Source organism: Kushneria pakistanensis, assembly GCF_014652795.1.
Classification (GTDB): Bacteria; Pseudomonadota; Gammaproteobacteria; order Pseudomonadales; family Halomonadaceae; genus Kushneria; species Kushneria pakistanensis.
In genome coordinates this window covers 959,973-972,726 of record NZ_BMZM01000001.1, presented here as the reverse complement: position 1 = coordinate 972,726, position 12,754 = coordinate 959,973, and the positions used below count along the sequence as shown (strand labels likewise).

At 61.1% G+C, this 12,754-nt stretch carries 12 protein-coding genes; 1 reads left to right on the top strand and 11 read right to left on the bottom strand.

The window, feature by feature from the left end:
• Positions 1 to 3 precede the first annotated feature (3 nt).
• The 8 genes from IE123_RS04380 to IE123_RS04345 form a co-directional block, all read right to left on the bottom strand.
• Entirely contained in the window at positions 4 to 1,275 is a 1,272-nt protein-coding gene (locus IE123_RS04380) for a heme biosynthesis protein HemY (RefSeq protein ID WP_189515407.1), read from the bottom strand.
• 4 nt (positions 1,276 to 1,279) lie between these two features.
• Complete coding sequence (locus IE123_RS04375) at positions 1,280 to 2,059, bottom strand: energy transducer TonB (RefSeq protein WP_189515404.1); 780 nt, start codon at positions 2,057 to 2,059, stop codon at positions 1,280 to 1,282.
• Positions 2,059 to 2,466, bottom strand: coding sequence for an ExbD/TolR family protein (locus IE123_RS04370; protein WP_189515402.1), 408 nt, complete (start codon positions 2,464 to 2,466; stop codon positions 2,059 to 2,061). Before IE123_RS04370 ends, IE123_RS04375 begins: the two co-directional genes overlap by 1 nt.
• Positions 2,459 to 2,995, bottom strand: a complete 537-nt coding sequence (locus IE123_RS04365; RefSeq protein ID WP_189515400.1) for a MotA/TolQ/ExbB proton channel family protein — start codon at positions 2,993 to 2,995, stop codon at positions 2,459 to 2,461. Before IE123_RS04365 ends, IE123_RS04370 begins: the two co-directional genes overlap by 8 nt.
• Positions 2,992 to 4,389, bottom strand: a complete 1,398-nt coding sequence (locus IE123_RS04360; RefSeq protein WP_189515398.1) for a MotA/TolQ/ExbB proton channel family protein — start codon at positions 4,387 to 4,389, stop codon at positions 2,992 to 2,994. Before IE123_RS04360 ends, IE123_RS04365 begins: the two co-directional genes overlap by 4 nt.
• A complete protein-coding gene (locus IE123_RS04355) occupies positions 4,386 to 5,135 on the bottom strand; it encodes a DUF3450 domain-containing protein (protein ID WP_189515396.1) in 750 nt (249 codons plus the stop codon). Before IE123_RS04355 ends, IE123_RS04360 begins: the two co-directional genes overlap by 4 nt.
• Positions 5,136 to 5,405: 270 nt before the next feature.
• Positions 5,406 to 6,341, bottom strand: coding sequence for an electron transfer flavoprotein subunit alpha/FixB family protein (locus IE123_RS04350; RefSeq protein ID WP_189515394.1), 936 nt, complete (start codon positions 6,339 to 6,341; stop codon positions 5,406 to 5,408).
• The gene (locus IE123_RS04345; RefSeq protein WP_189515392.1) at positions 6,341 to 7,090 is read right to left on the bottom strand and encodes an electron transfer flavoprotein subunit beta/FixA family protein; all 750 of its coding nucleotides are present in this window, start codon (positions 7,088 to 7,090) and stop codon (positions 6,341 to 6,343) included. Before IE123_RS04345 ends, IE123_RS04350 begins: the two co-directional genes overlap by 1 nt.
• Positions 7,091 to 7,408: 318 nt before the next feature.
• Between IE123_RS04345 and IE123_RS04340 the strand changes: the two genes are divergently transcribed.
• Positions 7,409 to 9,055 carry an electron transfer flavoprotein-ubiquinone oxidoreductase gene (locus IE123_RS04340; protein ID WP_189515390.1) on the top strand — a complete coding sequence of 549 codons (1,647 nt, stop codon included), beginning with the start codon at positions 7,409 to 7,411 and terminating at the stop codon, positions 9,053 to 9,055.
• An 88-nt stretch (positions 9,056 to 9,143) separates the two neighbouring features.
• Here the strand turns inward: IE123_RS04340 and IE123_RS04335 are convergent, their stop codons facing one another.
• From IE123_RS04335 to IE123_RS04325, 3 genes are read right to left on the bottom strand one after another with little or no spacing between them, the layout of a single operon-like run.
• Positions 9,144 to 9,989, bottom strand: a complete 846-nt coding sequence (locus IE123_RS04335; RefSeq protein ID WP_189515388.1) for a sulfurtransferase — start codon at positions 9,987 to 9,989, stop codon at positions 9,144 to 9,146.
• A 15-nt stretch (positions 9,990 to 10,004) separates the two neighbouring features.
• Positions 10,005 to 12,185 (bottom strand): ATP-dependent helicase, encoded by a 2,181-nt coding sequence (locus IE123_RS04330; RefSeq protein ID WP_189515386.1) that lies wholly within the window; start codon positions 12,183 to 12,185, stop codon positions 10,005 to 10,007.
• Entirely contained in the window at positions 12,182 to 12,754 is a 573-nt protein-coding gene (locus tag IE123_RS04325) for a DUF1285 domain-containing protein (RefSeq protein WP_189515384.1), read from the bottom strand. Before IE123_RS04325 ends, IE123_RS04330 begins: the two co-directional genes overlap by 4 nt.

Sequence of the window (12,754 nt, the reverse complement as noted above, 5' to 3'; positions counted from 1 at the left end):
GGCTTATGAGGGCCTGTCCGGCTGCATCCGGTCATTGTCGATCAACGCAAGCCACTGGCCAGCCTGATCGGCACTATCGCCAAATGCCCTGGCCTGACGAAAGACCTCCTCGGCCTGATCAAGACGCCCCTGCTCATAGGCCGCGACACCTTCCATCAGCAATAGCTGCCCTGGATTATCCCCACCTCTGGCCCGCGCCCTGGCAAACCCCTGCTCTGCCTGTTCCCAGATGCCCCAGCCATAGGCGAGATCGCCCAGCATGTACCAGTCATGGGCCTCATCCGTGCGCTCGGCGACTGCCTGCCAGGCCTGCAACGCCTTTTGATGATCACGCGCCTGCGCCCAGGCACGCGCCAGCAGGCGGCGATGCGCATCACTGTCCTTGAGCTCGCCGTTTTCGAGCGCCTGTGAAAGCATTTCAGCAGCACGTGCCGGCGTATCACCGGCCATGTGCAATTTTGCCCGGGTCAGCAGGGCCTCCTCGCCTTTCAGAATGCCGCGCTGCCAGCCGGCCTCCCAGAGTGCCGCCGCCCGCCCGGGCTGGCCAATGCGCTGGTAAAGTGCGGCGGCCTGCTGCCAGCGCGCCGGGTCGCTGTCATCCTGATCCAGCTGCGCTTCGACGACACTGGAGGCGGCCTCGAACTGACCGGTCTGCTGATAAACACTTGCAGCCAGGGCCAGCTGGTCGCTGTCTGGCGTTGAATCACGCTCGCGAGCCAGCGAGATCCAGCGCAGCGCTTCATCCCACTGCTGCAGCCGGGCATGAATGCGCGCCCCCAGCCACAGGTCTTCGACAGCAGGCGTCGTCTGACCCTGCCAGCGATCAAAGAGTGCGGCGGCCTGCTCAAGCTGCCCCGCGCGGACCCGCAGCCTGGCCTCCTGCTCAAGCCACTGCAGGCGCTGTGCCAGCGGTGCGGTGTCGATGGTCCGCGCCTGGTAAAGCAGATCGGCTGCACGCCCGGGCTGGTCCAGACGCTGTGCCGCACTGGCGGCCAGCTGCAGGTAGAGCGCCCGCGCCCATTGATCTCCCTGCCCACTGCCGGCACTGGCCGCCCGTGAGCGTGCCGTGTCCACGACCTGCTGGTAATGACCGACAGAGAGCTCACGTTCCAGACCCTGCAGTCTGTCGATACTCTGCTGGGAAAGCGCAGGACCTGCTGCCAGGGCACGCTGCTCTCCTCCCAGTAGCATGGCGAGGCCAACCCCCATCGCCATCAGCGCTTTCAACGGGCCCTGACGACAACGCAAATGACGCACCCGATAGTGGCGAAACATGATATTACCTCAGCTTGAAGACCAGCCGCTGACGCGTACGCGCCGGCGCATCACGCGATGGAAACTGCCACTGTTCGATGGCATCACGGGCAGCACTTTCAAATACGCCGCCGGGCTCTGACGCCGTCACTTCGATAGAGCCGGCATCAACACTGCCGTCGGCATTGATCGTAAAGCTCATCTCGACAAAGCCTTCCTCACCACGGCGTCTCGCCCGCATGGGATATTCCGGCTGTACCCGGTTGGTGGGCTGGGCCTGTACCATGCCGCCCCCCTGCGAAGTAGCGCCATCAGGTGTGCCGCCGCTGCGCTCGCCCTGCTGCTCACTTTGCTGCGTGCCTCGTGAGGATGGCGTGGGCGTGCTCTGTTCACGCGGTGGTGTCGGCGATGGACGTGGCCTGGGTGCAGGCTCGGGTTCCGGCTGTGGCTCGGGCTGCTCGACCTCCAGTTCCGGCAGCTGATCGTTCATCTCCACATCTGGTGCCTGGGGGTCACTGACCTCCTGGGTCTGCAGTTGAATATCGCTTTGTACATTCTCTGCAGGCTGGGGTGCCGGTGCAGGCCGCGCCGGTGCTGCCGGTGGCGGCGGCGGTGGCGCAGCCGCCGCGATATCAGTCGATACCTCGGGCGCCTGAGCAGGCGCCGCCACGTCGTCGACAACCGCCATGGTCATGGTGTCCTGAGGCGTTTCACGCGGCTCGGGCGGTGCGACCATCATGGCCAGCCCCCAGAACAGCAGCAGTGCAAGGGCCAGCGCGCCCAGCAGCGCAAGCACCTGACGCATCAGCTATCTCCCCGCGAGGCGGCGACCGCCACGTTGTCGATACCTGCCTGACGGATACGGTCCATGGTCTGAATCAAAAGACCGGTCTGCGAGGCGCGATCGGCCTGAATGACCACATTACCATCACTGCCTGATACTGCCTCACGCACGCGATCCCCCACGGCGTCGCTGTCAACGGCCTGACCGTCCACCCAGATGGCGCCTTCAGCGGTGATGGCGACCAGCACCTGCGTATCGGTGCGCTGTGTGGCCTCGCTGGACTCGGGACGCTCGATGTCCACGCCGCTTTCACGCACAAAACTGGTGGTCACGATAAAGAAGATCAGCATGATAAAGACCACATCCAGCATCGGAGTCAGATCGATACCGGTCGTGTCTTCCTCCATGCGAGTTCGCCGTCTACGCATGCTCGATCTCCGTGGCTCGGGTCAGACGATCGTGAAGATACTGATCCTCACGACGCACAATATGTTCAAAACGACTGGTAAACAGGATGCCCACCACAGCCACTGCCATGCCTGCCAGGGTCGGCAACGTGGCCCGGGCCACGCCATCCGACATGCTGCGGGCCTGGCCCACGCCGGTAATGGCCAGCGTATCAAACACCTGGATCATGCCAGTGACGGTGCCGACCAGCCCAAGCAATGGGCACAGCGCGACCAGTAGCTTTAGCCAGGGCAGCGAGGATCTCAGCGCACTGATCAGCTCACCGCACCAGCATTCACGCAGCGTACGCGCGCTCCAGCTGACATGCTCATGCCGCTTTTGCCAGCGGACGATCAACGCCTGGCGCTGTCGCCGGTACCGCCACTGCCAGTAGATCAGCCGCTCCAGCGCCAGGGTAAACAGCAGTATCGCCACCAGCGCAATGACCACCAGCACCGGCCCACCGGCGCTGGCCAGTCGTGCAATGGGATGCACCAGTGCCTCGATCATGATGCACTTCCATGCAGGCGGGTGTCGGTTTCAAGGCCGGCGTGCTGCTCATCGAGGCGGTCAGCCAGATGGGCGCTGGCCTGTCGCTCCAGCATGTTCATCAGTTGGCGGCTGCGGCTATTGAGGGCGGTATTGGCAAACAGCAGCGGAATGGCGACCACCAGTCCCAGCACGGTCGTCACCAGCGCCTGACTGATACCGCCGGCCATCATCTTGGGATCGCCACTGCCAAATACCGTAATGGCCTGGAAAGTACCGATCATGCCGGTCACCGTCCCCAGAAGCCCCATCAGGGGCGCAATGGCGGCAATGACCTTGACCACCGCCTGGCCCCGCTCAAGCCGCGGCTGCTCGGCCAGCAGCATTTCATCCATGCGCGCCTCGAGCACTTCGGGTTCGTGGTAGCGCTGCTGTTGGCCAAAGCGCTTGAGTACACGCCCCAGCGGGTTATCGTTACGCAGATCCTCGAAATGCTGCGTCTGGCGACGTGTCCGGGCACTTACCAGTGCCAGCCAGCCAAACTGGGCCAGCGCAATCAGGAGACCAACCGCCCCCAGTGCCAGCGTGATATAGCCAATCACGCCGCCCTGTGTCACCCGCTCAATCAGGGTAGGCTGTTGCGCCAGTGCCTCCAGGACATCGCCATTGGTTGGATCAAGGGCCATGGTTTCACCCTTGCCGTCTGACAGAGCCCTGAGCTCACTGGAGACACTGCCGGGCGTATGCGCGGCCACCGCCAGCGGTCGATCATCGCTCGGAGCGCGAAGCAGGTCGGCGTCACTGAAAGCCGCCATGCCCCCCAGGCGCACAACATCGCGCTTGGTAATATTGCCATCGCGCTCGGCCACGCTCAGCTGCAAATGTTCGGCCTGGGCGCTACGCGCGATCAGTTGACTCATGGACTGCGCGTACTGCTCAAGATCACTGGTAGAGGCGATACTGTCCTCTTCCAGCTCAGGCAGGCTGATGTTGCTGCCCAGCATCAGCCAGCTGTTGTGCAGGCCATCACGGGTATCGTTGATCTCCTGACGCAAACGATCAAACATCGGCTGCAGATCATCGCCTTCCGCATTGCGGCGCTCGTTGATTTCTGCAATGGCGTCTTCCTGAGCCTGGCGTGTGCTGTCGAGACTGTCGCGACGCTTCTGGGCCTCCTGCTGGCGCGCCTCGGCCTCTGTTACGGCCTGTTCCAGGCGTTCACGATCATCCAGCAGGCTGTTCAAACGCGACATGTCGCGCTGACGTGCTTCTGTAGAAACCTGCTGATAATTCTGAATGATCTCTTCAAGCGTGGGTGCTGATGGTTCTGCGGCGGCAACCGGTAGCGACGCGCCCATCAAAAGGGCCAGCGTCATGCCTGCCAGATGCCCTGTCATGTGCTTTACCACCTTCATGATGATGCCCCCTGCGAAGCGGCTTCGGACGGCGCATTGTCCATTTCGATGGACAGCGGCAACGACAATAGCTCAGGCGCGCGCTGATCGTTGGCAATGCGAATGCCGCGATTGACCATGTTGCGCTGCGCGCCATCCAGGGCATGCCACTGGCGATCACGGTTTTTCCACACGCCCCCCTGCTCGCCATCGGGGGTGAGATAGTAGAAACCCACCCGGCCCATACGCAGGAACTGTACGTCGCGCTGCTGGTCACCCTGGGTCAGCCGGCCCCGCCAGCTATCCATGTTGCGCCCATAATCAAGCTCGGCGCGCCAGACGGAAAGCAGCTGCTCCATGCGCTTTTCTTCAGAAACGGAAGTATCGGCAAGCGTTCTTTCAAGACCGTCAAGTCGTGCCATTCGCTCTTCGTGACGAAAGGGCATATCGGCTTCGACCAACGCACGCAGGCGATCCAGCATGCCCTGCAGCGTGTCAGGCAGCGCATCGCGGGTGTCATCCAGAGTTTCAAGGGCGTGCTGCTGACGATCGATGCGCTGCTGCTGTTCATCGAGTGTCGAAGAAAGCTGATTGTTGTAGCGCTCAAGGCGCTGGGACGACGACTGAGCGTCACGAAGGCGCGTCAAAAGCTCACGCGTTTCATCATCAGCTTCATCAATACGGGTCTGAATGGCCTGCTGTTGCTGTTGCTGCTGAGCGGTTTCATCACGAAGTGACGACTCCTCTGCCAGCGTCGGTAATGCCATTATCGTCAATAGGGAAAAGGCAGCGCCTCTGAGACAACAATTACGACGGTGGGTCCTCACATGGTTCTCCAGGAAGAGGCGTACGGTAAAAGTGGGGGTCACCCCGAGCGCGGGATATTGAATACTCGGGGCAACTTAATAGAAACAAGAACAATTATCAAATGATCATCGCTAGCATCGCCAAAACGGTGCTGCTTTTATCCAACAACGTCCTTTTGCCACAAAAAAGCCGGCACGGGGCCGGCTCATACAGCGATGCTGGAACGCAGCTCAAAGCTTGCGCTCAAGCTCCGGCAACGCCTGGAACAGATCGGCCACCAGACCGTAGTCGGCCACCTGAAAGATTGGCGCCTCTTCATCGGAGTTGATGGCAACGATAACCTTTGAGTCCTTCATGCCGGCCAGATGCTGTACCGCACCGGAAATACCGGCGGCGATATACAACTCGGGCGCTACCATCTTGCCGGTCTGACCGACCTGAAGATCATTGGGTACGTAACCGGCATCCACCGCAGCGCGCGAAGCGCCTACTGCAGCTCCCAGTCGGTCGGCCACGCCTTCAATCAAACGGAAATTCTCGGCGCTGCCCAGTCCTCGTCCACCGGAAATGATCACGCGGGCACCGCCCAGTTCGGGGCGTTCACCGTTGGCCAACTGCTCTTCGACGAACGTTACCATCCCCTGATCACCCGTGCTGTCAGCGCTTGAAACACTGGCTGCGCTCTGCTCGCCGACCGGTTCAAAGGCGGTCGGGCGAATGGTGATCACCTTTTTGACGTCCAGACTGCGCACCGTGGCCAGTACGCTGCCGGCATAGATGGGGCGCACAAAGGTATCAGCAGATTCGATGGCGATGACATCAGATATCTGCCCCACCCCTAAAAGTGCTGCCACACGCGGCATGACATTGCGCCCGCTGGTGGTGGAGGCACACAGCAGATGTGTATAGGGTTCGGCCAGTGATGTGATCAGCGCGCTCACGTTTTCCGCCAGCATGTGATCAAAAGCGCTGTCTTCAACGCTGATAACACCACTGACGCCTGTCAGGCGCGCGGCCTGCTGGGCAGCTTCGCTGGCCTGGCTTCCCGCTACCAGCACATCGATACTACCGCCCAGCTGGCTGGCGGCGTCCAGAACACGTGCCGTAGCGCTGGAAAGGTGGCCCTTTTCCTGCTCGGCGATGACCAGAATACGTGTATCGCTCATCAGATCACCTTCGCTTCGTTCTTGAGTCTATCGATCAGTTCATCCACTGAATCCACGCGTACGCCTGCCTGACGCTCCCTTGGGATCTCGACCCGAAGCAGCGTCTGACGGGGCGTCACGTCGATACCCAGCGTGTCTATTTCCAGACTTTCAATGGGGCGTTTTTTGGCCTTCATGATGGCCGGCAGCTTGGCATAGCGCGGCTCGTTAAGACGCAGATCCGTTGTCACGACTGCCGGCAGTGACATGGCCAGCGTTTCCAGCCCGCCATCGATCTCCCGGGTAACTTCCAGACGATCGCCTTCAATGCTGATGCTGGAAGCAAAGGTGGCCTGCGGCATTTGCGTCAGAGCCGCCAGCATGGGACCGGTCTGGCTGTTATCGCTGTCGATGGACTGCTTGCCCAGCAGGACCAGCCCCGGGGTTTCACGCCTGACCACTTCGGCCAGCACCCGTGCAGCGCCAAGGGAGTCCACTGCGGTATCACTGCTCACGTGCAGCGCACGATCCGCTCCCAGGGCCAGAGCCGTACGCAACTGCTCCTGCACGCTCTTGTCTCCGATGGAGACCGCCACAACCTCGTCGGCAATCCCCTGCTCCTTGAGGCGAACGGCTTCTTCGAGCGCGATCTCACAAAACGGGTTCATGGCCATTTTGGCGTGCGTCAGATCCACATCACTGTGGTCTTCCCTGATGCGCACACGAACGTTGTGATCGATTACGCGCTTGATGGCGACGAGTACTTTCATGCCTTCCTCGTGGTGTCAGATATTGTGAAGCTCGTAAATATTGCTGCCCGGCAAATGCGGACAGGAAAACCTGTCACTGCTAATCGTGAACGACTGCCAGCCTACATGGGGACTGGGACACTTCAGGGCAACAAGTCAGCAATGAAAAAAGGGTTCGCATTGGGTCGTGGTGCTACTTGATGCGATAATCAGGCATCAATTGCCCCCCTGAAGCTGCTTCCAGAAGCGGCTGATAATCATTGCCATCCAAAAGCGTTAGTGTAACACGCCATACGTCATCAGGATGGGGGGAATGAATCACGCACAAGGAGTTGCGCAATGGACAGAGAGTCCATGTCGTTTGATGTGGTTATCGTGGGTGCCGGCGTCGCGGGGCTTTCCGCGGCCTGTCGTCTGATGCAGGAGGCCCACGAGCAGGCGCATGAGATCAGCGTTTGCGTGCTGGAAAAGGGGGCTGAAGTTGGCGCCCATATTCTGTCAGGCGCCGCCTTTGACCCACGCGCGCTTGAGGAACTCTTCCCCGACTGGAAAGACCGCGGTGCGCCGCTGCATACCCCCGCGCAGCGCGATGAGATCCTGTATCTGCGCGACAGCGAGCGGGCGGTCCGCTTTCCCGAGGCACTGATACCGCCATCCATGCTCAATGACGGCAGCTATTTGATCAGCGCCGGTGATCTGTGCCGCTGGCTGGCCGAGCAGGCCGAAGCCCTGGGCGTTGATATCTTCCCCGGGTTCGCTGCCCAGTCGCTGATGTTTGGCGAGCGCGGTGAAATCACCGGCGTGATTACCGGTGACATGGGCCTTGATCATGACGGCACCCCCAAACCTGCCCATGAGCCGGGCATCGCCCTGTATGGTCGCTATACCCTTTTTGCCGAGGGCACGCGCGGTCACCTTGGCCAGGAGTTGATCAAGCATTACAACCTGGCCGCCGGACGCGATCCGCAGCACTATGCCATCGGCTTCAAGGAACTCTGGGAGGTACCTGCCGAACAGCACGAGCCCGGGCTGGTAGTCCATACCGCCGGCTGGCCGCTTTCATCCGAAGCGCACGGCGGCAGCTTTTTGTATCACGGCAGTGACCGGCAGGTCATGGTCGGGCTGATCGTGGATCTGGCCTATGAAAACCCCTGGCTCTCGCCCTTCGATGAATTCCAGCGCATGAAACATCACCCAGAGATTGCGCGTCACCTCAAGGGCGGTACACGCATCGCCTTCGGCGCCCGCGCCATCACAAAGGGCGGTCTCAACAGCCTGCCGGAGATGGTCTTCCCCGGTGGACTCTTGATCGGCTGCGATGCCGGCACGCTGGATTTTTCCCGTATCAAGGGGCTTCACATGGCCATGAAGTCCGGCATGCTGGCGGCAGAAAGTGTGGTAGAAGCGCTTGCTGGCGGCGATGAAGGTGGCAATACGCTCACCGCCTTTAAAACACGCTTTGAAAGCAGCTGGGCCCATGAGGCACTGGCCAGACATCGCAACTTTGGTCCGGCGATGCATCGCCTTGGCATGGTCATGGGCGGGGCGTGGAATTTTCTGGAACAGAAACTGCGTCTACCGCTACCCGTGCTGCATGACACTATCCCGGATCACGCGCGCCTCAAGACAGCCGAAGAGGCTTCGAAAATCGACTACCCGCGCCCCGACGGCGTGCTCTCCTTTGACAAGCCTTCCTCGGTGTATCTTTCCAATACCCATCACGAAGAGGATCAGCCCTGTCATCTGAAGCTGCGTGATGCCAGCATCCCGATCAACGTCAACCTGCCCCGTTACGCTGAACCGGCACAGCGCTACTGCCCGGTGGGCGTTTATGAGGTGGTTGAAGACAGTAACGGTGCGCCGCATTTCCAGATCAACTTCCAGAACTGCATTCACTGCAAGACCTGCGATATCAAGGATCCTTCCCAGAATATCCGCTGGGTCACGCCGGAAGGCGGCAATGGCCCGGGTTATCCCAACATGTAGGCAGGCAGTACGTCGGTCATCGTGCACATAAAAGGGCCCCGATGTGTCAAAACATCGGGGCCCTTTTCCTGTCCCTGCCGCCCTTCGTTCAGGTCGTTGGCGCGCTGGTATCGGTGGCCACCGGGCGTGCGGGGTCACGGCTCCACTCGCTCCAGGAACCCGGATAGAGCCGGGGCAACGGCCTGCCCAGCGCTGCATGCGCCAGAATGATCATGCAGGCAGAAATACCGGAGCCACAGTAGGCAATACTCGACTGCCCGGTGGCCGGTATGAGCTGTTCGAGAACATCACTCTCTGCCATGCAGTTCCCGCCATCCAGCAGCGAGGCGCCCGGCACGTTCATGGCGCCGGGAATATGGCCTGCCACCTGATCAATCGGCTCACTCTCTCCGCGATAACGTGCAGAAGGTCTCGCATCGAGCAGCAAGGCATCGCCACCGGCAACATCATCGGCACTGGCCACCATCTGATGCTGAAAATCGCACTGCCAGTCACTGGGCGACGGTGACTCGGGGGCATCCTGTTCCAGCGCCCCGCCAATGGCCTGCCACACCTGAATGCCGCCATTGAGCACAAACACATTGTCGTGTCCGGCCCACTGCAGCATCCACCAGGCACGCGCCGCGGCCAGCTGCCCGCCCAGATCGTCATAGACCACCACTCGGGTCTGTGGCGTAATTCCCCAGGCCTGCAGGGTCTTTTGCCAGGTCTCTGGCGCCGGCAGCGGGTGGCGCCCACCTCTGGCCCCACCCGGCGGCGCCGAAAGATCCTGGTCCATATCGGCCAGCAGCGCGCCGGGCAGGTGACCTTCCTGGTACAGTCGCGTGGCCGCCTGGGCATCATCCAGGCGCGCACGACAGTCAAGAACAACGAGCGGTACGCTATCGCGCTGCCACATCAGAAGTGTGGTGACATCTGTCAGTGCAGTGGTCATGAAAACTCCCTGGATTTAACTGACGCGCTCGATGGGCGCGCGTGAAGCGATAAGTCGGCGACGGCCGGCCCGATGAAACATGACTTCCAGCACACAGCGCTCACGATCGCCTTCTACCAGTTCGATGCGTCCCTCACCAAATACGGCGTGACGCACCTGCTCGCCCGGCTGCCAGTCATTGGCCCGAGAAAGCACCGCCGGCGCCTTGCTTCCGGCACAGGCACGAAGTGATGCATCAGCCCCGATACCTTCAAGATAGCGATTGACCAGTGCCGGGTCGCGCACGCCGGGCGCGCCATCCTGACCTGCCGTGATGGCACGTGTGATCCTGATGCTGTCCTCCCAGGCCGCCTCCTCGACGAAGCGGCTGGTGCGGTGCGGTGTCGGGTCGGAAAGCAGCAGCAGCCGCTCACGTGCCCGGGTAATCCCGACATAAAAAAGCCTTCGCTCTTCTTCCAGCGCCTGGGGCGTCAGCGGGTTCTCTCTGGAATAAAGAGGGAAATCCTCTTCGTTGAGTCCTGCCAGCACTACCATTGGCCATTCAAGTCCCTTGGCACCGTGTACGGTCGAGAGCAACACGCCCTGCTCCTGACTGACGACCGGGTCCTTGAGCAGCGCAATAAAGGCGTCAGGGTCATCCGCCAGTTCACCGGCCTGCTCGATTAGAACATCCAGCAGCCGGATATCCTCCTCGCCCTTGTCACGTCGCGCCGCGGCACGGCGCAGAAGCTTTTCGGCCTCCAGCGTCTCTACCACATGAGACAGCACATCGGCCGGCGCCTGATCACGCATGGAAGGCAGCTTCTGCAGCAGTGCCCAGCGCTTTTTGAGATGGCGACGCTGAAAGGGTTTCAGGCCATCCAGCACAACATGATGTTCGGGCCAGCGACCGGTGCGTGCAAGCTCTGCCGTCAGCGGCCCCAGACGCTCCTGACTGACAAAGGCGCTGGGCTGACTATAGAGCAACAGCAGATGCTCGCTGTCCTTTAAAAGCGCCGGGCGGCGGGTCAGCTCCAGATAACCCGCCAGCGCCCTGACCAGCGGCAGACGAAAGACAAAGCGGTCCTGCTGGCCCAGCTGAAAGGGAATATTTTCCCGCAACAGGCGCAGCTGCACCGGCACGCTGAGCGACCAGCTGCGCACCAGAACGGCACACTCCTTCAGGTCACGCCCCTGTGTCTGCCACTCCTTGAACAGACTGACCAGGCGCGTACCACCGCTGTCGCATTCAACCCGGGTATCGGGGTTACCCGGCGCCGATAATGTGAGCTGATCCGCGGCGCCCGGATTGGCACGAATGACATGGTTGGCCATCAGGGACACAGCATGGCCATGTCGAAAGGTCCAGCTCAGAGGGTAGTCGGTCGGCATACCGAAAAGCTCGCTGAAGCGGGCATTCATGGCATCCGGGCGTGCTCCGCGCCACTCATAGATGCACTGGTTGGCGTCACCTACGGCCATGACACTGGCGCTGCTGCCTGCCAGCATCGATAGAAGACGCAGCTGCACCTCGTTGATGTCCTGGTACTCATCAACAATGATGTGATCAAGACGCCCCTGAATACGCTCGCGCGCCATGTCATCACGGATCAGCGCCCGCAGCGGGCGATAGAGCAGGTCAGCATAGGTCATGACGCCCTGGTCATGCATCTGGCGCTCCATCTCCAGAAAGGCCGGCACAAAGTGCTCGGTATCGGCGCCGTAATCGCCACGCTCGTGAAGTCTGGCCGGCGGCAGACACTCTGACTTGACCAGATCACAGAACTGCAGCAGCGCCTCGATACGCTCTTCTTCCAGCGCCAATGCCAGCTGTGCGGGCTCATCACGGAGCAACTGTTGCAGCACCTGACGGGCCAGACGCTCTCGCTGCCACTCTCCTTCGATCAATCGACGCCCCGGCAGCGCGCCCCAGCGCACCAGACTCTGCCCCAGACGATGACCGATGGAATGGAAGGTGCGTACCTGTGGCAGCCGGCTTCCGGCGGGGGCCAGCAGGCGCAGGCGGGCAGCAAAGTCCTCACGCGCGGCGCGATTGAACATTAATACCATGATGCGATCAGCTGGCGTGCCGATTGCCATGAGATGAAGCACCCTGGCCACCATGGTTGATGTCTTGCCAGCGCCGGCGACGGCGAAGACCCGTGCATGCCCTTCCCCATGATGGACGACAGCCTGCTGCTGTTCGGTCAGTTTCATGAGGGTGGTGTCACGATATCATCGGAATCCATCGCAGCACCAAGCGCATGCCAGTGACCGCCACTGTAAAGCCCCATGCAAAAACGGCCCTTGTCATCCTCGACACACTCGGCCTGCTCGACCAGGTGATACCAGCACTGCCTGGAAAGCCGTGCCGACAGGCCGTGGCGCAGGTTGACCAGCGGTATATCCGTGTTCTCATCCACTACCAGATGACAATCATCATTGAGGGTGGCGTGCTCACCGGTCTGTGTGGTCAGTACCCAGCAGGCATCCTCGCCTGTCGTCTCATGACGATGGGCATCGACGATAATCAGCGGATAATCCTCGACACGGATTCGCCATTTTTCGACTGGCGTGACCAGGTAGTAGTGTCCATCTGCCTCACGCCTGAGCAGACGCGACAGCGCACGCAACACTCGCGGGTGTTCTACCCGTGTGCCCTCATGCCACCAGCTACCATGACGATCAGCCAGAATGTCCAGATCGCCTGACAGTGCCGGGTGCCAGCACTCCAGCGGCAGGGGCTGGTCATCCATTTGAACCGTCAGCAGTCTCTCCAGTGACAT